Annotated in this window: 17 protein-coding genes; 10 read left to right on the top strand and 7 right to left on the bottom strand. The window is 46.4% G+C overall.

From position 1 onward, the window contains the following. Window positions 1-20: 20 nt before the first annotated feature. From OH458_RS17250 to lpdA, 6 genes are all read left to right on the top strand, one after another. Complete coding sequence (locus OH458_RS17250; RefSeq protein ID WP_038191314.1) at window positions 21-764, top strand: thioredoxin fold domain-containing protein; 744 nt, start codon at window positions 21-23, stop codon at window positions 762-764. A 107-nt stretch (window positions 765-871) separates the two neighbouring features. Next, window positions 872-2,608 (top strand): single-stranded-DNA-specific exonuclease RecJ, encoded by a 1,737-nt coding sequence (gene recJ / locus OH458_RS17245; RefSeq protein ID WP_269979243.1) that lies wholly within the window; start codon window positions 872-874, stop codon window positions 2,606-2,608. Window positions 2,609-2,964: 356 nt separating this feature from the next. Continuing rightward, the gene (gene pdhR / locus OH458_RS17240) at window positions 2,965-3,732 is read left to right on the top strand and encodes a pyruvate dehydrogenase complex transcriptional repressor PdhR (RefSeq protein WP_005475680.1); all 768 of its coding nucleotides are present in this window, start codon (window positions 2,965-2,967) and stop codon (window positions 3,730-3,732) included. Window positions 3,733-3,780: 48 nt separating this feature from the next. Next, on the top strand, window positions 3,781-6,444 hold the full coding sequence (gene aceE / locus OH458_RS17235) for a pyruvate dehydrogenase (acetyl-transferring), homodimeric type (protein WP_269979242.1): 2,664 nt from the start codon (window positions 3,781-3,783) through the stop codon (window positions 6,442-6,444). Between the two features lie 30 nt (window positions 6,445-6,474). Continuing rightward, window positions 6,475-8,409: a pyruvate dehydrogenase complex dihydrolipoyllysine-residue acetyltransferase gene (aceF, locus tag OH458_RS17230; RefSeq protein ID WP_269979241.1), complete on the top strand. Its 1,935-nt coding sequence runs from the start codon at window positions 6,475-6,477 to the stop codon at window positions 8,407-8,409. 269 nt (window positions 8,410-8,678) lie between these two features. Further along, window positions 8,679-10,106 (top strand): dihydrolipoyl dehydrogenase, encoded by a 1,428-nt coding sequence (gene lpdA / locus OH458_RS17225; RefSeq protein WP_005475672.1) that lies wholly within the window; start codon window positions 8,679-8,681, stop codon window positions 10,104-10,106. Between the two features lie 114 nt (window positions 10,107-10,220). Here lpdA and OH458_RS17220 read toward each other — a convergent pair whose 3' ends face one another. Beyond that, window positions 10,221-10,835, bottom strand: a complete 615-nt coding sequence (locus OH458_RS17220; protein WP_005475688.1) for a LuxR/HapR/OpaR family quorum-sensing transcriptional regulator — start codon at window positions 10,833-10,835, stop codon at window positions 10,221-10,223. Between the two features lie 301 nt (window positions 10,836-11,136). Here OH458_RS17220 and hpt point away from each other — a divergent pair, with 301 nt between their 5' ends. Continuing rightward, window positions 11,137-11,667 carry a hypoxanthine phosphoribosyltransferase gene (gene hpt / locus OH458_RS17215; protein ID WP_038137618.1) on the top strand — a complete coding sequence of 177 codons (531 nt, stop codon included), beginning with the start codon at window positions 11,137-11,139 and terminating at the stop codon, window positions 11,665-11,667. 70 nt (window positions 11,668-11,737) lie between these two features. Here the strand turns inward: hpt and can are convergent, their stop codons facing one another. Beyond that, entirely contained in the window at window positions 11,738-12,406 is a 669-nt protein-coding gene (gene can / locus OH458_RS17210; RefSeq protein WP_005475685.1) for a carbonate dehydratase, read from the bottom strand. A 358-nt stretch (window positions 12,407-12,764) separates the two neighbouring features. Between can and OH458_RS17205 the strand changes: the two genes are divergently transcribed. From OH458_RS17205 to OH458_RS17195, 3 genes are all read left to right on the top strand, one after another. Next, window positions 12,765-14,435 carry a SulP family inorganic anion transporter gene (locus tag OH458_RS17205; RefSeq protein ID WP_269979240.1) on the top strand — a complete coding sequence of 557 codons (1,671 nt, stop codon included), beginning with the start codon at window positions 12,765-12,767 and terminating at the stop codon, window positions 14,433-14,435. Window positions 14,436-14,594: 159 nt separating this feature from the next. Then, a complete protein-coding gene (locus OH458_RS17200; RefSeq protein WP_269979239.1) occupies window positions 14,595-15,512 on the top strand; it encodes an ABC transporter ATP-binding protein in 918 nt (305 codons plus the stop codon). A 1-nt stretch (window position 15,513) separates the two neighbouring features. Further along, window positions 15,514-16,284 carry an ABC transporter permease gene (locus OH458_RS17195; RefSeq protein WP_005475692.1) on the top strand — a complete coding sequence of 257 codons (771 nt, stop codon included), beginning with the start codon at window positions 15,514-15,516 and terminating at the stop codon, window positions 16,282-16,284. A gap of 70 nt (window positions 16,285-16,354) precedes the next feature. Here OH458_RS17195 and panC read toward each other — a convergent pair whose 3' ends face one another. From panC to gluQRS, 5 genes are all read right to left on the bottom strand, one after another. After that, window positions 16,355-17,257: a pantoate--beta-alanine ligase gene (panC, locus tag OH458_RS17190; RefSeq protein WP_038191306.1), complete on the bottom strand. Its 903-nt coding sequence runs from the start codon at window positions 17,255-17,257 to the stop codon at window positions 16,355-16,357. An 11-nt stretch (window positions 17,258-17,268) separates the two neighbouring features. Further along, window positions 17,269-18,063 (bottom strand): 3-methyl-2-oxobutanoate hydroxymethyltransferase, encoded by a 795-nt coding sequence (gene panB / locus OH458_RS17185; protein WP_269979238.1) that lies wholly within the window; start codon window positions 18,061-18,063, stop codon window positions 17,269-17,271. A 22-nt stretch (window positions 18,064-18,085) separates the two neighbouring features. Continuing rightward, window positions 18,086-18,571, bottom strand: a complete 486-nt coding sequence (gene folK / locus OH458_RS17180; RefSeq protein ID WP_269979263.1) for a 2-amino-4-hydroxy-6-hydroxymethyldihydropteridine diphosphokinase — start codon at window positions 18,569-18,571, stop codon at window positions 18,086-18,088. Then, entirely contained in the window at window positions 18,571-19,935 is a 1,365-nt protein-coding gene (gene pcnB / locus OH458_RS17175) for a polynucleotide adenylyltransferase PcnB (protein ID WP_269979237.1), read from the bottom strand. The genes folK and pcnB overlap by 1 nt, the downstream gene beginning before the upstream one ends. 80 nt (window positions 19,936-20,015) lie before the next feature. Beyond that, window positions 20,016-20,906 (bottom strand): tRNA glutamyl-Q(34) synthetase GluQRS, encoded by an 891-nt coding sequence (gene gluQRS / locus OH458_RS17170; RefSeq protein WP_269979236.1) that lies wholly within the window; start codon window positions 20,904-20,906, stop codon window positions 20,016-20,018. Between the last annotated feature and the right edge of the window lie 10 nt (window positions 20,907-20,916).

Below are 20,916 nucleotides of genomic sequence, written 5' to 3'. Positions count from 1 at the left end.
ACAAAATGAAGGTGAACTTAATGAGCGTATTACGCCGTATGACTCTACTGACTCTGCCGTTGCTCCTTGCTGCCCAGAGTGTTTCTGCAAACGAAGTGACATTTGACAAAGCTCAGCTTGAGGCGCGCTTTGCGAAACTGGGTTTGGAAGTGAAGCAAGTGGTTCCTGCTGATATTGACGGTCTCGTGGAAGTGCAAACAACCGGTGGGGTGTTATTCGCTTCACCAACGGGTGATTACTTTCTTGCCGGGACCTTGTACAAGTTAGATGGGAATGGTCAGTACGAAGATGTACTTGCCAAGCGCCAGGCACCTATTAATGCGGCCAAAATTGAATCGTTCAAGGACAGCATGATCGAATTCAAAGCCGACAACGAAAAGTACGTAGTGACGGTATTTACTGACATCACGTGTGGTTACTGTGTTCGCCTACATAACCAGATGCAAGGATACAATGAGCTGGGTATTACTGTTCGCTACATGGCATACCCACGTCAAGGTGGAACGGGTTCCGTCGCGGATCAAATGGCAGCCATTTGGGGGGCTGAGAATCCTCAGTCTGCGATGCATGACGGAAAAGTAAACCGCAAGTTCCCAGAACAGAGCAAAGACTTTGCCAAGTATCAAGACATCATCAAACAGCATTATGCGTTAGGTCGAGAACTTGGTATTAGTGGAACGCCTGCTATCTTCCTTCCTAACGGCGAAATGGTGGGTGGCTACTTACCGCCAGCTCAGCTTTTACAGCGCCTTGAGCAGATTTAATAATGTGCTAACTTGATTGAATAAGATTGGGAGCGTCGTATTGCTCCCTTTTTGTTTATACTCAGACCAAGTACCTTAGGTTTCCCCAACAAGACCTCACGATATTTATGATAGAAATTCAACGACGACCGGAAGTCGATCTCTCTCTGCTCCCTGACACCATTGCGCCTCTGTTAAAACGCGTTTATATCAGCCGCGGAATTACATCGCCTGAGCAACTCGAGACAACGGCAAGAGCGCTGCACTCTTATCAAAAACTGCACGGGATAGAGGCTGCTGTTGAGCTGCTTTTCAACGCAATTGCGGAGCAAAAGCGAATTATTGTGGTGGGTGATTTTGATGCCGATGGTGCAACCAGCTCTGCGCTTTCTGTGCTTGCGCTGCGCATGCTCGGCTCAAACAATGTTGATTATCTCGTCCCTAACCGCTTTGAAGATGGCTATGGCTTAAGCCCAGAGGTGGTAGATCAAGCGATCGAAATTGGCGCCGAAGTGATCATGACGGTCGACAACGGCGTCTCTTCTATTGATGGTGTGCGTTATGCCAAAGAGCAAGGGCTAAAGGTATTGGTGACTGACCACCATTTACCTGGTCATGAACTGCCAAATGTTGATGCTATGGTGAACCCTAACTTGCAAGAATGTGCGTTTCCATCAAAAGCATTAGCAGGTGTGGGCGTGGCGTTTTATCTGATGATGGCACTTTGTGTCCATATGCGTAAAAACGGTTGGTTTGCCCAGCAAGGAATGGCAGAACCGAAATTGATGGAGCTGATTGACCTAGTGGCGCTAGGTACAGTGGCTGACGTCGTGCCGCTGGATGAAAACAACCGTATTTTAGTCCATCAGGGATTGCAGCGAATTCGCGCAGGTAAAGCGCGCCCGGGAATTCAAGCCTTGATTGAAGTCGCTAAACGTGATGCAAGGCGATTGGTGGCGTCTGACTTTGGATTTGCTTTAGGTCCGCGCATTAATGCCGCGGGGCGTTTGGATGATATGTCGTTTGGGGTGGAGCTTTTGATGGCGAGTAACATCCACGCAGCGCGCCGAATGGCGAGTGAGTTGGATGGGCTAAATCAAACGCGCAAAGAGATCGAAGAGGGCATGAAGCAAGAAGCAATGGCTTTTTGTGAGCGCCTACAGTTTGGTGATAGCGATATGCCCCATGGTTTGGTCTTGTTCCAACGCGATTGGCACCAAGGCGTGATTGGGATCTTAGCATCGCGAATCAAAGAGAAGTTTCATCGCCCTGTAATAGCGTTTGCTGATGGAGGTGAGGGAAGCATTAAAGGCTCATGTCGTTCGATTCCTGGCCTGCATATGCGTGATGTGCTCGATCGCATCGATACTCAAAATCCAGGTTTGATTGTGAAGTTTGGTGGTCATGCGATGGCGGCAGGCTTGACGATTATGGAAAGCAACTTTGAGCGTTTTGCTAAGCTGTTTGATGAGGCGGTGAAACAGGACTTAGACGAGGCTGCTCTAAAAGGTGTGATCCTTTCTGATGGAGAGCTAAAACCGGAGGAGTTCTCTATGCACACAGCGGAAATGCTTCGTGCTGGTGGTCCTTGGGGACAGGCGTTTCCAGAGCCTTTGTTCGATGGCGAGTTTAAAGTCTTACATCAGAATTTGGTGGGAGAGAAACATCTCAAATTGATGCTTGAGCCTCTACACAAAGGCCACCCAACCAATATCATGATCGATGGGATTGCCTTTAACGTTGATTTGCGACGTTGGCCGGATGCGTCAGTCAAGACCGTTCACTTAGCTTATAAGCTAGATATCAATGAGTTTCGTGGCAATCAGTCATTGCAGTTGATGATTGACCATCTGGAAGCCCGCTAACATTTTGCGCTTGGTAGGTTAACGACAGGGTTGATGCGTTCCATCAACCCTTTTTGATTTTCTAAGGCTGCGCATCTTTCTTCTCATTCCCTAATAACCTTTCATATTTATTTAAAACTCGCCTATCAAACTGTGATAGCTAGCACGGTTTCTTCCCATCTGTTTACAAATTGTAATTGGTCAGACCAATTTGATTGGTGTTTTAATCCACTATTGTTATCAAGATGTTGAAGCGGGACCTGTTCTATGATTTAGGTCAACTTTTGTCTGGAACTTGCGTTTTAATTATGTTAATTTCCTCGCCAACATAAAATTGGTATTACCAATTGACTGCAAAGAGTAGAAGAATAACAACTATGGCTTATCAAAGGATTCGTCAGCCAAAACTTTCTGATGTCATTGAACAAGAGTTAGAAAGGCTGATTGTGGAAGGAACATTGTCTCCGGGGCAACAATTGCCGCCAGAGCGCGAGCTGGCTAAACAGTTTGATGTGTCTCGTCCTTCAATCCGTGAGGCAATTCAACGCCTTGAAGCGAAGCGTCTTCTTACTCGTCGACAGGGTGGTGGCACATTCGTTAGCGAAAACATCTGGACCAGCTTTTCAGATCCTCTGCTAAATTTATTGTCTAGCCACTCAGAGACTCAGCTTGATCTACTGGAAACGCGTCATGCGATGGAAGGTATCTCAGCGTACTTTGCAGCCGTTCGTGGTACTGAAGAAGATTTCGCTCGTATCGAGGCAAGCCTCGAAAAAATCAGTGAGCAACAAACTGAGAAAAACATTGAAGCGGAAGCCGCTGCAGTTATGCAGTTTCTGATCGCTTTAACGGAAGCGGCGCACAACGTAGTGCTGCTGCATATTGTTCGCAGTTTAGCGCCATTGCTTGAGCAGAATATCTTACAGAATTTAAAGCTCTTACATCGCCGCGATGAAGTGGTCGAAAAAGTAAGTAAACACAGAGCTAATATCGTGGAAGCGATCGTTTCAGGTAAGCCAGAAAAGGCGCGTGAAATGTGTCATTCACACTTAGCTTATATTGAAGAAACATTGTTGGATTTGACTCGTGAAGAGTCGCGCAGAGAGCGCTCTTTGCGTCGAATTCAACAAGGTAACGACTCTTGAAGTCGTTGCGTAAATAACTAGATCCAACCAACAGAAGGATAGATCGCCATGTCTGACATGAAGCATGACGTAGACGCACTGGAAACTCAAGATTGGCTGCAAGCCCTAGAGTCAGTAGTACGTGAAGAAGGTGTAGAACGTGCACAGTTCCTACTAGAAACTGTTCTAGAGAAAGCACGTCTAGACGGCGTTGATATGCCAACTGGTATCAACACGAACTACATCAACACGATTCCGGCAGCACAAGAGCCAGCATACCCAGGTGATGTGACTCTTGAACGTCGTATTCGCTCAATCATTCGCTGGAACGCAATCATGATCGTATTGCGTGCATCTAAGAAAGACCTAGACCTTGGTGGTCACATGGCTTCTTACCAATCAGCGGCTGCATTCTACGAAGTCTGTTTCAACCACTTCTTCCGTGCTCCAAATGAGACGGACGGTGGCGATCTAGTTTACTACCAAGGTCATATCTCACCGGGTATCTACTCTCGTGCATTCGTTGAAGGTCGTCTAACTGAAGAGCAGCTAGATAACTTCCGTCAAGAAGTAGATGGCAAAGGTATCCCATCATACCCGCACCCTAAACTAATGCCTGAATTCTGGCAGTTCCCAACAGTATCTATGGGTCTTGGTCCAATCTCTGCGATCTACCAAGCACGCTTCCTTAAGTACCTAGAAGGTCGTGGTCTTAAAGATACTTCTGCTCAACGTGTATACGCTTTCCTAGGCGACGGTGAGATGGATGAGCCAGAATCACGTGGTTCTCTATCTTTCGCAGCACGTGAAAAGCTAGACAACCTAACATTCCTAATCAACTGTAACCTACAGCGTCTAGATGGCCCTGTAATGGGTAACGGTAGCATCATCCAAGAGCTAGAAGGTCTGTTCAAAGGCGCTGGCTGGAATGTTGTTAAGGTTATCTGGGGCAACAACTGGGATGCACTACTGGCGAAAGACACGTCAGGTAAACTTCTACAGCTAATGAACGAAACTGTAGATGGCGACTACCAAACATTTAAATCTAAAGATGGCGCATACGTACGCGAGCACTTCTTTGGCAAGTACCCAGAAACCGCTGCACTGGTTGCAGACATGACTGATGACGAAATCTTCGCACTTAAGCGTGGTGGTCACGATTCTTCTAAACTGTACGCAGCTTACAAGAACGCAGCAGAAACTAAAGGTCGTCCAACAGTAATCCTAGCGAAGACTGTTAAAGGTTACGGCATGGGTGAAGCGGCTGAAGGTAAGAACATCGCGCACCAAGTTAAGAAGATGGACATGACTCACGTACTACACCTACGTGATCGCCTAGGTCTTCAAGACATCCTAACTGACGAAGCGGTGAAAGAACTTCCATACCTGAAACTTGAAGAAGGTTCAGCGGAATACGAATACCTACACGCTCGTCGTAAAGAACTAAAAGGTTACACGCCACAGCGTCTACCTAAGTTCACTCAAGAATTCAAAGTGCCTGAGCTAGAAGAATTCGCTCCGCTACTAAGCGAGCAGAAGCGTGATATCTCTACGACAATGGCTTACGTTCGTACTCTTAACATCCTGCTTAAGAACAAGAACATTGGTAAGAACATCGTTCCTATCATCTGTGACGAAGCTCGTACGTTCGGTATGGAAGGTCTGTTCCGTCAGATCGGTATTTACAACCCACACGGTCAGAACTACACACCTCAAGATCGCGACATCGTTTCTTACTACAAAGAAGCAACGTCAGGTCAGGTTCTACAAGAAGGTATCAACGAACTAGGTTCAATGGCATCTTGGGTTGCAGCTGCGACTTCATACAGCACCAACGATCTGCCAATGATCCCGTTCTACATCTACTACTCTATGTTCGGTTTCCAACGTGTTGGCGACATGGCGTGGATGGCTGGTGACCAACAAGCTCGCGGTTTCCTACTAGGTGCTACTGCAGGTCGTACTACGCTAAACGGTGAAGGTCTACAGCACGAAGATGGTCACTCGCACATCATGGCGAACACGGTTCCTAACTGTATCTCTTACGACCCAACATTCGCTTACGAAGTTGCAGTAATCATGCAAGACGGTATCCGTCGCATGTACGGTGAGAACCAAGAGAATGTGTTCTACTACCTAACGGTAATGAACGAAAACTACGCAATGCCAGCAATGCCAGAAGGCGCTGAAGAAGGCATCCGTAAGGGTATCTACAAGCTTGAGTCTTACGCAGGTGACAAGTCTAAAGTTCAGCTAATGGGCTCTGGTACTATCATGAACGAAGTACGTAAAGCAGCGACTATCCTGAGCGAAGAGTACGGCATCGCATCTGATGTGTTCTCTGTAACATCGTTCAACGAGCTAACTCGTGACGGTCAAGACGCAGAGCGTTACAACATGCTTCACCCAGAAGCGGAAGCGAAAGTACCTTACATTGCACAAGTAATGGGCAGCGAGCCAGCTATCGCAGCGACTGACTACATGAAGAACTACTGTGAGCAAGTTCGCGCGTTTATGCCTTCTGAGTCTTACAAAGTACTTGGTACTGATGGTTACGGCCGTTCTGACAGCCGTGAGAATCTACGTCGTCACTTCGAAGTTAACGCGGGCTACGTAGTTGTTGCAGCTCTTACTGAGCTAGCGAAACGTGGTGATGTTGAGAAGTCAGTAGTCGTTGAAGCGATTGCTAAGTTCAACATCGACACTGAAAAAACTAACCCACAATACGCTTAATACAGCGCTTAACTAGAAGGTAAATAAGCAATGGCAATCGAAATTAATGTGCCTGACATCGGTGCGGATGAGGTTGAAGTTACTGAGATTCTTGTAAGTGTTGGCGACAAGGTTGAAGAAGAACAGTCTCTGATCACTGTTGAAGGCGACAAAGCTTCTATGGAAGTTCCAGCGTCTCAAGCAGGTATCGTTAAAGAAATCAAAGTATCAGAAGGTGATTCTGTTACGACTGGTTCTCTAATTATGATTTTCGAAGCTGAAGGTGCCGCTGTAGAATCGGCTCCTGCAGCAGCTCCAGCAGTTGAAGCAGCACCAGTTGCAGCTCCTGCAGCAGCGGCAGAACTGAAAGAAGTTCACGTTCCAGATATCGGTGGCGACGAAGTCGAAGTGACTGAAATCATGGTTGCAGTTGGCGACACAGTAGAAGAAGAGCAATCTCTTCTAACTGTTGAAGGCGACAAAGCATCAATGGAAGTACCAGCACCATTCGCAGGTACGGTTAAAGAGATCAAGATCGCTTCTGGTGACTCAGTATCAACTGGTTCTCTAGTAATGGTATTTGAAGTGGCTGGCTCTGGCGCTCCAGTAGCTGCGGCTCCTGCAGTTGAAGCGGCTCCAGCAGCAGCTCCTGCGGCATCAGCAGAAAAAGAAGTAAACGTTCCAGATATCGGCGGTGACGAAGTAGAAGTTACTGAAGTAATGGTAGCGGTTGGCGACACAGTAGAAGAAGAGCAATCTCTAATCACTGTTGAAGGTGACAAAGCTTCAATGGAAGTTCCAGCTCCATTCGCTGGTACAGTAAAAGAAATCAAGATTGCAGCTGGCGATAAAGTAACGACTGGCTCTCTAATCATGACGTTCGTTGTAGAGGGCGCAGCGCCTGCTCCTGTTTCAGCACCTGCACAAGCAGCAGTTCCAGCACCTGCACAAGCAGCAGTTCCAGCACCTGCGGCGGCTCCTGCTCCAGCAGCAAAAGCTGAAGCGGCACCTGCAGCGAACGACTTCCAAGGCTCTGGTTTCGAAGAGAATAACGACTACGCACATGCGTCTCCTGTTGTTCGTCGTCTTGCTCGTGAATTTGGCGTTAACCTATCTAAGGTTAAAGGTACTGGTCGTAAGAGTCGTATCCTTAAAGAAGACGTTCAGTCTTACGTTAAAGAAGCACTTAAGCGTCTTGAGTCTGGTGCTGCGGCATCTGGCAAAGGCGGTGACGGCTCTGCTCTTGGTCTTCTACCTTGGCCAAAAGTTGACTTCAGCAAGTTCGGCGAAACTGAAGTTCAGAAGCTTTCTAAGATCAAGAAGATCTCTGGTGCAAACCTACACCGCAACTGGGTAATGATCCCTCACGTTACACAGTGGGACAACGCTGACATTACTGAGCTAGAAGCATTCCGTAAAGAGCAGAACGCTATCGAAGCGAAGAAAGATTCAGGTATGAAGATCACGCCACTTGTGTTCATCATGAAAGCGGTTGCTAAAGCGCTAGAAGCGTTCCCAGCGTTTAACTCTTCTCTTTCTGAAGATGGCGAAAGCATCATTCTTAAGAAGTACGTAAACGTAGGTATCGCAGTAGATACGCCTAACGGTCTAGTTGTTCCAGTATTCAAAGATGTGAACAAGAAAGGCATTTACGAGTTATCTGAAGAGCTAATGGCTGTGTCTAAGAAGGCACGTGCTGGTAAGCTAACGGCTGCTGACATGCAGGGCGGTTGTTTCACAATCTCTAGCCTTGGCGGCATCGGCGGTACGGCATTTACACCAATCGTAAATGCACCAGAAGTTGGTATTCTAGGTGTGTCTAAGTCTGAAATGAAGCCAGTGTGGAACGGTAAAGAATTCGAACCACGCCTACAACTTCCACTGTCTCTATCATACGACCACCGTGTGATTGATGGTGCGGAAGGTGCTCGCTTCATCACGTTCTTGAACGCAGCGCTATCAGACATTCGTCGTCTAGTTCTTTAATAGAAGTCAGATGATTGAGAGGCGGCACATTTAGCCGCCTCTACTAATAATAATTACCAAACAATTTGATTGCAGACCTTAGACTCAATAAGGTTTTCTCAAGCGAATTGTTGTCTAGCTCACAGGCTAAATTGATTTACTTTTCACACCATTAACATCTCTGTAAACTGATGGCGGTCTGAAAATAACTGTTTAAAACAAAACTGACTTGAACATAGTGAATCAATACCCACTCAGCCTGTTAGGGATTATGACTACAAGAGGTCAAAATGAGCAAAGAAATTAAAGCCCAAGTAGTAGTACTTGGTGCAGGTCCTGCTGGTTACTCTGCCGCATTCCGTTGTGCAGACTTAGGTCTAGAAACTGTTCTTATTGAACGTTACAGCACTCTTGGTGGTGTTTGTCTGAACGTGGGTTGTATCCCATCGAAAGCACTACTACACGTATCTAAAGTAATCGAAGAAGCGAAAGCACTTGCTGAGCACGGCATCGTGTTTGGTGAGCCGCAAACTGATATCGATAAGATCCGTAAGTGGAAAGAAAAAGTTATCAACCAACTAACTGGCGGTCTTGGCGGTATGGCTAAGATGCGTAAAGTTAACGTGGTTAACGGTTTTGGTAAATTTACTGGTCCTAACACGATTGAAGTGGATGGTGAAGAAGGCAAGACAGTCGTTAACTTTGACAACGCGATCGTTGCAGCGGGCTCTCGTCCAATCAAACTGCCATTTATCCCACACGAAGACCCACGTATTTGGGACTCAACTGACGCACTTGAACTGAAAGAAGTTCCTGGAAAACTACTTATCATGGGCGGTGGTATCATCGGTCTAGAAATGGGTACGGTTTACCACTCTCTAGGTTCTCAAATCGACGTTGTTGAAATGTTCGACCAAGTTATCCCAGCTGCGGATAAAGATATCGTGAAAGTTTACACTAAGCGTATCAAGAACAAGTTCAACCTAATGCTTGAAACCAAAGTAACCGCAGTTGAAGCGAAAGAAGACGGTATCTACGTTTCAATGGAAGGCAAAAAAGCACCAGCAGAAGCTGAGCGCTACGATGCTGTTCTGGTTGCTATCGGTCGTGTACCTAACGGTCAACTTCTTGATGCAGAAAAAGCCGGTCTAGAAGTAGATGAGCGCGGTTTCATCAACGTTGATAAGCAAATGCGTACTAACGTTCCTCACATCTTTGCTATCGGTGATATCGTTGGTCAACCGATGCTTGCGCACAAAGGTGTGCATGAAGGTCACGTTGCTGCTGAAGTTATTGCAGGTAAGAAGCACTACTTCGATCCTAAAGTTATTCCTTCAATTGCTTACACTGAGCCAGAAGTGGCGTGGGTTGGTAAGACTGAGAAAGAAGCGAAAGCTGAAGGCATCAACTACGAAACAGCGACATTCCCATGGGCTGCTTCAGGTCGTGCAATCGCATCTGATTGTGCAGATGGTATGACTAAGCTTATCTTCGACAAAGAGACTCACCGCGTAATTGGTGGTGCTATCGTTGGTACTAACGGTGGTGAACTACTAGGTGAAATCGGTCTTGCAATCGAGATGGGTTGTGATGCAGAAGATATCGCGTTAACTATCCACGCTCACCCAACTCTACACGAGTCTGTTGGTCTAGCGGCGGAAGTGTTTGAAGGGACAATCACTGACCTTCCAAACCCGAAAGCGAAAAAGAAAAAGTAATTTTTCTTGAAGATTGATAGTAAAAAACCGCTGATGATTCAGCGGTTTTTTTATACCTGACAGAAATAAAAAAGCTGATACCTGAGTATCAGCTTTACCAGTAGTGAGCTGTGATCAGTGGTCACGTTTGTAGATGCACAGCATATCCAAGTAACTTTGGGTTAGCTTAGACAGTGCATCTGTGTTTTGTACACGATTTGCTTGTACAAACAGCGAGTAACAAATGCCGTGGAACAGTGTCGCAAGATCGGCTGGATCATGCTGGTCACAGACTTCACCACGTTCAATGGCTTTGATAAACATGTTCTGTACTAGAAGCTGATTTGTGCGGTTAGTGGTGACAAACAGTGGCCATACTTCATCGCGCGTTGATGCACTCCACTCAAACCACACTTTTAGCCAGTGGCAATCATTGGCAACGAGGTTCACCATTGCCGATGTGAGGTTCTCTAGGTTGTCTTTCGCGTGCAGATCTAAATCAATATTGTCTGATAGAAAATTCGAGAACTGACGCACGACATAGTTTAGTACGTCATCAACGAGATCTTCACGAGTCGGGAAATAGTTAAATACGGTTGCGACTGAAACCTGAGCGATTTCAGCAATATCTGCGTGACCTCCACGTCCGATACCACGACGAGCAAATACCTCTAGAGAAATCTCCATCAGTTGCTGTTTACGTTTTTGCGGAGACAGACGCGTGCGCGGTCTTTTCGCTATTGAGTCCATATCAATATCCTTGCCAATTGAGTTGTTTGTATTGGGCTTTGCCCTATTTAGTATTTTATTATTTGCTTAGAAGCATAATGAGTGTAATGGTGCATATAAAGAAGGTCAACGTTTTCAGTACACTTTATAACCACAATTGTTAATATACGTGCGGAACGTCATAGGGTTTAGTTGATGTGTGTGGCTTTTCTGATGCATGAGACTCTTTCTTTGTTGTTCCGCAATCGTTAAACTAGGCGCTTGAAAACATCAGCTACTATTTCAGAAATGAATGTTAGCCCACGCGATAAATGAGATTGGTATGAAACATACAGTAGAAGTAATGATTTCTGAGCAAGAAGTCAGCGAACGAGTGAAAGAGTTAGGCAAACAAATCAGTGAACACTACAAAGGCAGCGAGGATCTTGTTCTTGTTGGTCTTCTACGTGGTTCATTTGTGTTTATGGCTGATTTGGCTCGTGCGATCGATCTGACTCACCAAGTCGATTTCATGACAGCATCGAGCTACGGTAATACCATGGAAAGTTCACGCGATGTTCGTATTCTTAAAGATCTTGATGATGACATCAAAGGCAAAGACGTTTTACTTGTTGAAGACATTATCGATACAGGTAATACCTTGAACAAAGTGAAAGAGATCCTGACACTGCGTGAGCCAAAGTCTGTAGAGATTTGCACTCTTTTGGATAAACCATCTCGTAGAGAAGTGGATGTCGATGTTAAGTGGATTGGCTTCGAAATTCCTGATGAGTTTGTTGTCGGTGTGGGTATCGATTACGCACAAAAATACCGCCATCTACCATACATCGGTAAAGTTGTGCCTCAAGAGTAATTCAGTTCAGTAAGTCAGATGCAAAAACGCCCGTGATATGTTCACGGGCGTTCTTTTTTAGGCTTGGTAGTTATCGGCAAAGAAGCTGCTGATCTGGATTGAGAATAGATTCCATCGCTTTTTGATATGAGGTTTCCACACTTTCTCTTGAGCTAGAACGCACCCCCAAGTACTGCAACTTACCATCGCCAATGCCGTAGACAACGCCATGAATTTCGACGTCTTGGCCGCGCTCCCAAGCATTTTGCATAATCGTTGAATTCCCCAAGTTATACACTTGCTCCGCGACGTTTATCTCTCCGAGCTTATCAGCTTTATCCTCAGGAGCCATGCGATCTAGGTAGTCCCTATGCTTGAAGTACAAATCGCGAATGTGCAGCAGCCAGTTATTGATCAGCCCCAGTTGTGGGTTATCTATGGCCGCATTGACCCCGCCGCAGCCATAGTGTCCGCAGACGATGATGTGTTTGACCTTAAGTACGTCAACCGCGTATTGAACAACGGATAAACAGTTTAGGTCGGTATGGATTACCTGATTCGCAACGTTGCGGTGGACGAACAATTCACCTGAATAAAGCCCCGTTAAACGTTCAGCAGGCACTCGGCTATCAGAACAACCAATCCAGAGGAATCCGGGGTTTTGACCTTCTTCAAGTTTCGTGAAGTATTCTGGTCGCTCAGCTTTAATTGACTCAGACCATTTCGAGTTATTTTCAAATAGCTGTTTAATTTCCGGCATCTCGTTCGCAATCCTTAAAAAATTCTTGCATCACTATACACAATGTTACAATTTCGTTCCTATGATAATTGGTCGAAAAGGCACTCATCTGACTTGTTTGAGCGCTAAAAATCATAAACTTAGCACTCATCCTAACCAAAGGTTATAAAGTATGAGTTATGAGATGCAATTAACACTTATCCCTACTAGATAACATTTGGTAGAGTGATGAAAATAGCGACATTTCGCAGCAAATCGCTAATATTTCTCGTTATGTTTCGCTACAAAAAGAGTGGTTATTAGGCTTAGTTTTTGAGCCTGTATAGGATAACCCAGAAAGTAAGGCGTCGTAGCCAAATTTTAAGCATGGAGCTGAGTTGTGTTTGGAAGTCGTTTTGAAGATATCAATCTCAAAGGAGATCTGTTTGGTGGTGTGACTACCGCCATCATCTCCTTACCATTAGCACTGGCATTTGGTGTCGCCTCAGGAGCTGGCGCTGAAGCCGGGCTTTGGGGAGCCATAATGGTGGGGTTGTTTGCCTCACTCTTTGGTGGCTCGAATACGTTAATATCAGAGCCTACTGGCCCTATGACGGTGATCATGACTGCCGTTTTAACCAGTATGATGGCGAAGTACCCTGAGACGGGGATGGCAATGACGTTCACTGTCGTGATGATGGCAGGTGCGTTTCAGATCTTGCTGGGTACGCTAAAGTTAGGAAAGTACGTAACTTTGATGCCATATAGCGTCATCTCCGGTTTTATGTCGGGAATTGGCGTGATTCTGATTATTCTCCAATTATCCCCCCTCCTGGGTCACGCTGCCCCTGCTGGTGGTGTGATTGGCACCTTATCTGCGTTACCTGATACGGTCGCCAATATGAAATTCAGTGAGCTATTTCTTGGCTTGCTGACTCTCGGGATCTTGTTTTTCTTTCCTAAGCGTTATCGTAAGTACGTTCCAGCTCAACTGGTCGCGCTTGTTGCTGTCACACTGCTTTCCGTCATTCTGTTTGATACAGACTCGATTCGTCGTATTGGCGAAATTCCTGCAGGACTGCCTTCTTTAGTGATACCGCACATCGATGCGTCTATGTTTACAGAGATGGTTATTGATGCTTTGGTGCTCGGCACTCTTGGTTGTATTGATACCTTGTTGACTGCGGTTATCGGTGACTCATTAACGCGGAAAGAACACGATTCAGACAAAGAGCTTCGCGGCCAAGGGTTAGCGAACATGATTTCCGGTTTGTTTGGTGCATTGCCAGGCGCTGGTGCCACTATGGGAACAGTAACAAACATTCAGGTTGGTGCACGTTCGCCTCTGTCTGGGGTTATTCGTGCGCTAATGCTTGCATTAGTTGTACTGGTAGCCGGTGGCCTAACTGAGCCGATTCCGATGGCGGTTCTGGCGGGTATTGCGGTTTATGTTGGTTTCAACATCCTGGATTGGAGTTTTATCCAGCGTGCTCACCGAGTCAGTTTTGCCGGTATGGCGATTATGTACGGCGTGATGCTGCTGACTGTGTTTGTCGATTTGATTGTGGCAGTTGGTTTGGGGGTATTTATCTCAAACATCATCATTATCGAGCGTTTGAGCCGTGAACAAGCGCGTCAAGTGAAAGCGATTAGTGATGCGGATGAAGATGACGTACCGCTGTCTGACAGTGAACGCGGCTTGCTAGACATGGCCAATGGTAAAGTACTGTTCTTCTATCTTTCTGGACCCATGATATTTAGCGTGTCGAAAGCGATTTCACGTCAGCACACCAGTATTTCTGATTACGAGGTGATGATTCTTGATTTGACCGACGTTCCGATGATCGACGTCACCGTGGGACTTGCCTTGGAAAATGCAATTAAAGATGCGCAAGATGCTAACTGTGAAGTGTATTTATTGTGTCCTAATGAAAAAACGCGCCAGCAACTGGAGAAGTTCCATGTGCTTGATTTGGTACCAGCTGCCAACACTTATAAATTCCGCTATGAAGCGCTTAAAACGGCTATTCGTCATGTAGATACAGATGAAGGTCAGCCAGAGCTAGTTTAGCCGCTAATTTTTAGAGAATGTCACTCCACGCCGCAGATGCTTCTGCGGCGTTTTTTTTGAATAATTTTTATATTTCTAAAATATTCGAAAGGTTTAATTGTAATCATCGTTACTCAACGATAAACTAATTTGGTTAATTCAAAGAAATGATAGTTTGTTATGTATGCATTAGAGATTGAACAGCTGCGTAAGACCTACGCAGGTGGGTTTGAAGCACTGAAAGGCGTCAGCCTAAATGTGGAAAAAGGGGACTTTTACGCACTGCTTGGTCCCAATGGCGCGGGTAAATCGACCACCATTGGCGTCATCTCCTCTTTGGTCAACAAGACATCAGGTAACGTTAAGGTATTCGGTTTTGATATCGATCGCGATTTAGAACTTGCAAAGCAAAACCTAGGCTTGGTACCGCAAGAATTTAATTTCAACCAATTTGAAACGGTGAAGCAGATCGTCATGCAGCAAGCGGGCTACTACGGGGTGTCTAAATCACTGGCGGAAGAAAGGGCTGAAAAGTACTTAACTAAACTCGATTTGTGGGAAAAGCGTAACGAACGTGCAAGAAATCTATCTGGCGGAATGAAGCGCCGTTTGATGATTGCTCGAGCGCTGATGCATGAGCCGCAACTACTGATTTTGGATGAGCCGACCGCAGGGGTGGATATCGAGCTGCGTCGTTCAATGTGGGAGTTCCTTAAAGAAATTAACTCTGAGCAAGGGATTACCATCATACTCACCACTCACTATTTAGAAGAGGCGGAGATGTTGTGTCGCAACATCGGCATCATCAGCAAGGGTGAGCTGATCGAAAACACCACCATGAAAAGTCTGCTTAACAAACTGCAGGTGGAGACCTTTATTCTTGATTTGGAAGATGGTGCCCCTGAACCAAGACTGGAGGGTGTCAACAAGCAGCAGTTTAGCGCAGGCTCGTTAGAGATTGAAATTGAGAAAACACAAGGGCTCAACGGTATTTTTACTCAGTTGACCGAACAAGGGGTGAAGGTGTTATCAATGCGCAATAAGGCCAACCGATTGGAAGAGCTGTTCGTTAGCATTGTGAGAGAGGGGAGCGACTAACATGTATCAGTTGTATTGGACCGCTTTTCGCAGTTTATTAGCCAAAGAGATCAATCGCTTTACCCGCATTTGGGTGCAAACCTTGGTTCCACCGGCGATCACCATGACGCTATATTTCATCATTTTTGGCAGCTTGATCGGCTCTAGAATTGGTGAGATGAACGGTTTTAGCTACATGGAGTACATTGTTCCTGGCTTGATTATGATGTCGGTGATTACTAACTCATACTCGAATGTAGCATCATCGTTTTTCAGTGCTAAGTTCCAAAAAAACATTGAAGAGTTGTTGGTTGCGCCTGTACCCAACTATGTGATCATTTTAGGATTTGTGATGGGTGGTGTAGTGCGAGGTTTGCTCGTCGGCACCATCGTTACTGTTGTCTCACTGCTGTTTGTTGATCTTCAAGTTGAGCACTGGGGCATAATCATCGCCACCGTTTTTATGACCTCTGTCGTGTTTGCTTTGGGGGGCTTGATCAATGCGGTGTTCGCGAAGACGTTTGATGATATCTCGATCATCCCGACTTTTGTCTTAACGCCTTTGACCTATCTTGGTGGCGTGTTTTACTCCATCAGCTTGTTACCTGAGTTTTGGCAGGGCGTGTCGAAAATCAATCCGATTGTCTACATGGTTAACGCATTCCGCTACGGCTTTTTGGGGGTATCTGATGTTGGTATTGTCACTTCATTTGGTGTATTGAGTATTTTCGTTGTCGTGTTGTACGCGATCGCGCACTACTTAGTGACTAAGGGGATCGGCTTAAGAAGCTAGGTGACGAGTTCACTTGAAACAAAAAAGGCTTGGTACGCAGCACCAAGCCTTTTTAAACGATAGTAGGCGATTACTCGCTCTTTTCATCAGAGGTTGACGCTTCTTCCTCTTCTTTTGTTTCCACTGTCATCTCAACCACTTGGTTATCGATCAGACGTGCCTTGCCTAAGAATGCAGACATCAGAATCACGGCTTGAGTGGTTTCGGCTGTAATCGCTTGGAGCGTGCGAGCATCGCGGATAAATATTTCATCAGGCTGGAGACCTGCGGCACGCAGCTGATCGCTGGCATCTTCAATCACAGAGGCGTAGTCATCACGACCACCGCGGATTGCACTGCTGATCCAGCGCATGGTACGAGCCAGAACTGGTGCGCGCTGACGCTCATCTAGAGTCAACAGACCGTTGCGAGAGCTCATTGCAAGGCCATCCATTTCACGAACTGTTGGCACACCAATGATCTCGATATCGAGCGCTAAGTCTTCAGTCATCTTTCGGATGACGGCTAACTGTTGAAAATCTTTTTCGCCAAAGCAAGCCACATCTGGCTGAACAATGTTGAACAGTTTGGTGACGATCGTTGAGACGCCACGGAAATGACCAGGGCGTGATGCACCTTCTAGAATGGTCGATAAACCTGGAACATCAACCGATGTCTGTTTATCTAGCCCTTCTGGGTAGATGATTTCAGGCGTTGGGGTGAAGACCAATTCTACCGCCTCACCGCTTAGCTTGGTGAGGTCATCTTCTAATGTGCGAGGGTAGTTATTGAGATCGTCAGCACGTTCAAATTGCATAGGGTTAACGAAAATACTCACCACAACCACATCAGCGTGCTCGCGAGCTTTGCGTACTAACGTTAAGTGACCTTCGTGTAGGTTGCCCATCGTTGGTACAAACGCGATTGTTCGGCCATCTCTTTTATACTGTTTAATTTGCTCACGAAGAGCAGCAATTTCAGCAAAAGTTTGCATGAACATTATCCTCAGGCAATAGTGTGTGCGTCGTCAGGGAACGCACTGCTCTCAACGTCTTGTTTGTATTTGGCAACAGCTTTACGCATGTCTCCGGTTTCAGCAAGGAAGTTTTTCGAGAACTTTGGCATGTAGTTAGCGGCAATACCAAACATGTCGTGCATCACTAATATTTGACCATCTGTCACGTTACCTGCGCCAATACCAATCACTGGTACATCACACACTTCTGTGATGCGAGCTGCCAGCTCTTTAGGGACACATTCCAGTAGGATGATTTGCGCGCCTGCCTCTTGGAGCGCTAGGGCATCGCGAACCATGCGATCCGCTTTTTCTTGGTCGCGGCCTTGTACCTTGAAGCCACCAAAAATGTTGACTGACTGAGGCGTTAAGCCAAGATGAGCACAAACTGGTACGGCACGCTCTGTCAGCATTTTTACGGTCTCGACTAACCAGTCGCCACCTTCGATTTTCACCATATTTGCACCCGCACGCATTAGCTTTCCTGCGTTCTCACACGCTTGCTCAGGCGTTGCGTAACTCATAAACGGCATATCAGCCATTAGAAGGCAGTTTGGGCTTCCTGCGCGTACACAGCGCGTGTGGTAGGCTAACTCTTCTACTGTGACTGGCAGCGTTGACGATTCTCCTTGAAGAACCATGCCAAGTGAATCACCGACGAGTAGCACGGGCATTTCTTGGCTTTCAAACAACTGCGCAAAACTTGCGTCATAAGCGGTAGAAGTGGCAAATTTACGACCTTCCTGCTTCCATTTCATCAGATCGCTAATGGTTATTTTTTTCATGATTTTTCCTTATAGGAGTTGGCTATGATTGCCAAATACGCAGACCGTTTTGCTCAACGACTTTAAGTAAGTCTTCCAGTCTGGTCCCACATGGGAGGGTTAAATTTGGTGCGATTTCGGCAAGCGGGTAGAGCACAAACTCGCGCTCTTTCATTCCATAGTGGGGAACGACGAGACGCTCCGAATCAATCACCTCATTGCCGTAAAGAATGATGTCGAGATCTAAGGTTCTTGGGCCCCAGCGCTCTTCTTTACGGACGCGCCCTTGTTCTAGTTCAATGGCTTGTGTGCAATCGAGTAGCTTAAGTGGCGTTAATTCTGTTTTTATTTCAACAACGGCATTAATGTAGTCAGGCTGATCCTGCGGCCCCATGGGCGTACTGCTGTATAAGCTAGATGCTCGTACAAGCTCTGAGCGAGGCAGGCTTTTGAGCGCTTGAATGGCTTCATTCGCTTGAGTAACAGGATCGGCAAGGTTACTACCAACCGCAATAAAGACGGTGTTCATCATGATGCTTTCGACTTTTTCTTGCGATACGTTTTACGGCGACGCTGTCTTGGCTTTTCATCGCTGCTGGCATCTAAATCAGCCACCATGGCTTGACGCATGTTACGACCCGCATTTTGGAAGGTTTCCCACCATTTGGCGAGTTGCTGGGTTTCGCCTTGCTCAATTTCACCGCGCATTTCTAAGAAATCGAAGCCTGCACGGAACTTATTGAGCTCCATCAGGCGGAACGCTCGTTTACCATTGCGGCGAGGCATGCGAAGTTGCAGTTGCCAAATTTCGCGGATGGTCGCGGTGTGGCGACGCGGAATGGCGATGGAACGCACTTGATCATCGAGAACCTGGTTGCTCGCTTCCATGATTGCATCGTAGTAAGCGAGTTTGCGTTTCTCCATCAACTGCTGCGCTTTTGCTTGTAGCGGATACCACAGCATGGCGGCGAACATAAACGCAGGGTTGATACGTTTACCTTCTTCGATACGTTGATCGGTCGAATCGAGAACCAAATCTAGCATCTGCTCAGTTGGTGAGTCGTACTCTTCGGTGAAGAACTCGGCGATGGTTGGGAACAGTTGCTGAAACAAGTTGTATTCACGCATCAGGTGGTAGGTTTCTAGACCGTGGCCTGATTGCAGCATCTTGAGTGATTCTTCGTAGAGTCGTGCTGGTGGAATATCGCGCAGTAAGACTGCCATATCTTCGATTGGCGCTGCGGTATCTTCCTCGATGTCGAAGTCTAATTTTACCGCGAATCGAATTGCGCGCAGCATACGGACTGGGTCTTCGCGATAACGCGTTTCAGGATCGCCAATCAGACGAACCAATTTGTCTTCAAGATCTTCGATGCCGCCTGCATAATCGTGAATTGAGTAGTCGGCAATGCTGTAGTACATCGCATTGATGGTAAAGTCGCGACGCTCGGCGTCTTCATCAATGGTGCCGTACACATTGTCACGGAGCAGCATCCCTTCTTTGGATTGCTGAGAAACGTTCTTGCTCGGTTCTTGGTGGTGACCGCGGAATGTGGCTACTTCAATGATATCGCGACCAAACATAATGTGCGCGAGACGGAATCGGCGTCCGATTAGGCGACAGTTTTTAAATAACTGGCGAATTTGCTCTGGCGTTGCGTTGGTCGCAATGTCAAAGTCTTTTGGTTGTTGGCCGAGTAGAAGGTCTCGAACTCCGCCCCCAACAAGATATGCGTCAAAGCCTGCTCCATGAAGTCTGTACAGCACTTTCAGTGCATTATCACTGATCTTCTTACGAGAGACGTTGTGCTCTTGGCGAGTGATGATATTCAGAGAAAGCTCTGGGTATATGTTCTTTTCGCTTGGTGTATCGTCGTTTTTGTTCATGTGCATCTGGCAATAATATGGTGAAAACCAACCTTGCTACAGGCTTAATTTGTGCCTAATAAGGCGAATTTGCGGCTAATAATAGCTTACGGCGAGCGGTTTGAGAATCTTGGTGTGATCTCGGTCGATGCTGGCAACTGCTGCAAGTGCCAATTTTTAACGCCCCAATCAATGATCTCACTCACGCTCAGCTGTTTGATATCTTGTGGCATTTCAAAGCCTAAAAAGCGCATTGCGTCTAACAGAGCGGGCTTTGGATTGCGATTATCAATGGCTGGCGCATGATTCTGCTTGGACAACTTCTGACCATTGTCTCCTAGCGCCAGTGGAAGATGAAGATAGCTCACAGGCGCTTTGCCTAGCATATGGTACAAGCTAATTTGGCGTCCTGTAGGTTCAATCAGGTCTGCGCCACGAACCACTTCAGTGATGCCTTGGTCAATGTCATCCAATACTACCGCAAGGTTGTAAGCAAATAACCCATCGCGGCGTTTTATAATGAAATCTTCATCTGCTAGGGCGGTTGGAATCGTCAGTTGACCGTGCTTCTCATCTTCAAATTGATAAATAGGATGTGTCATTTTTAGGCGAATGGCACAGTTATCTGGTTGATTGAGCGTTAAATCACGGCAAGTGCCTTGATAAAAGCCACCCGTTGCTTTGATTTGTTTACGTGTACATTGGCAATAGTAGGCTTGACCTGATTGCAGCCAGTATTCGATTTGGTGCTGGTATAAGTCATGGCGTTGGCTTTGATAAACGACTTTGCCATCCCAATGCAGTTGGTACGCTTCCAGTGTCTCAAGGATCAAGCTAGCCGCCCCGGGCATCTCTCTTGGAGGGTCAAGATCTTCAATTCGAACCAACCATTGACCTTGCTGTGACTTGGCTTGGAAGTAACTGCCTAACGCGGCAACTAAGGAGCCAAAGTGCAAAGGTCCAGAGGGTGACGGGGCAAAACGGCCAATGTAACTCATAGCAATTCAC

Source organism: Vibrio sp. MarTm2, from assembly GCF_027587055.1.
Taxonomy (GTDB): Bacteria; Pseudomonadota; Gammaproteobacteria; order Enterobacterales; family Vibrionaceae; genus Vibrio; species Vibrio sinaloensis_D.
This window is presented reverse-complemented; position numbering and strand designations above follow the sequence as displayed.

Coding starts and splice junctions, on each gene's coding strand:
- OH458_RS17220 (WP_005475688.1), bottom strand. CDS start 10,835: ATGGACTCAATAGCGAAAAGACCGCGCACGCGTCTGTCTCCGCAAAAA.
- pdhR (WP_005475680.1), top strand. CDS start 2,965: ATGGCTTATCAAAGGATTCGTCAGCCAAAACTTTCTGATGTCATTGAA.
- OH458_RS17195 (WP_005475692.1), top strand. CDS start 15,514: ATGTATCAGTTGTATTGGACCGCTTTTCGCAGTTTATTAGCCAAAGAG.
- pcnB (WP_269979237.1), bottom strand. CDS start 19,935: ATGCACATGAACAAAAACGACGATACACCAAGCGAAAAGAACATATAC.
- lpdA (WP_005475672.1), top strand. CDS start 8,679: ATGAGCAAAGAAATTAAAGCCCAAGTAGTAGTACTTGGTGCAGGTCCT.
- gluQRS (WP_269979236.1), bottom strand. CDS start 20,906: ATGAGTTACATTGGCCGTTTTGCCCCGTCACCCTCTGGACCTTTGCAC.
- aceF (WP_269979241.1), top strand. CDS start 6,475: ATGGCAATCGAAATTAATGTGCCTGACATCGGTGCGGATGAGGTTGAA.
- hpt (WP_038137618.1), top strand. CDS start 11,137: ATGAAACATACAGTAGAAGTAATGATTTCTGAGCAAGAAGTCAGCGAA.
- can (WP_005475685.1), bottom strand. CDS start 12,406: ATGCCGGAAATTAAACAGCTATTTGAAAATAACTCGAAATGGTCTGAG.
- OH458_RS17250 (WP_038191314.1), top strand. CDS start 21: ATGAGCGTATTACGCCGTATGACTCTACTGACTCTGCCGTTGCTCCTT.
- panC (WP_038191306.1), bottom strand. CDS start 17,257: ATGCAAACTTTTGCTGAAATTGCTGCTCTTCGTGAGCAAATTAAACAG.
- aceE (WP_269979242.1), top strand. CDS start 3,781: ATGTCTGACATGAAGCATGACGTAGACGCACTGGAAACTCAAGATTGG.
- OH458_RS17200 (WP_269979239.1), top strand. CDS start 14,595: ATGTATGCATTAGAGATTGAACAGCTGCGTAAGACCTACGCAGGTGGG.
- recJ (WP_269979243.1), top strand. CDS start 872: ATGATAGAAATTCAACGACGACCGGAAGTCGATCTCTCTCTGCTCCCT.
- panB (WP_269979238.1), bottom strand. CDS start 18,063: ATGAAAAAAATAACCATTAGCGATCTGATGAAATGGAAGCAGGAAGGT.
- folK (WP_269979263.1), bottom strand. CDS start 18,571: ATGAACACCGTCTTTATTGCGGTTGGTAGTAACCTTGCCGATCCTGTT.